Below are 532 nucleotides of genomic sequence, written 5' to 3'. Positions count from 1 at the left end.
AGTAGGCATTTAACTTTTTTCTGAGCACCAACAACGCTGCCGTTTCAGCAAGCGCAGCATCTTTGCGCTTTAACTCTCTTTCTAACTCTTTAATCCGCTTACGATCATCCTTTCGCTCTTGGGTTAATTGCTTACGTTGCTGGGCTTTAGTTTGATTGCCTGCAATGCAGCTTCGCTTCCATTCTTTAACTTGCTCAGGGTAAAGCCCTTTTTCACGGCAATACTCACTTAACTCAATTTCGCTCAATGCTGCTGTTTCTAAAACAATTGAGAACTTTTGCTCTGGTGACCAACCATCTGAACTATTGCTATCAGCCAAACTAGAACCTGCTTTTAAATACTTATCTCGCCATGAATACAAAGTAGATAAGTTGATACTTTCTAGCTTTGCGAATTGGCGTAATGATAAGCCACTTTCAACCAGCTTTCTAATGATGGCTTTCTTATGATCTTCAGGATAATGCTTCACTAATATCTAACTTACCGCTCCCTGTTATATTTTTATGAAAAACTGAGGCGACAACTATCCTGA

1 protein-coding gene is annotated in these 532 nt (G+C 39.8%); it reads right to left on the bottom strand.

Annotated elements, in window-relative coordinates:
* Positions 1-469, bottom strand: a 469-nt coding sequence (locus ACX5KA_RS03770) for a transposase (protein WP_458730450.1), incomplete at its 3' end; no start/stop codon positions are given.
* Between the last annotated feature and the right edge of the window lie 63 nt (positions 470-532).

The sequence above is a fragment of the Alteromonas alvinellae genome, assembly GCF_902705805.1.
This window is presented reverse-complemented; position numbering and strand designations above follow the sequence as displayed.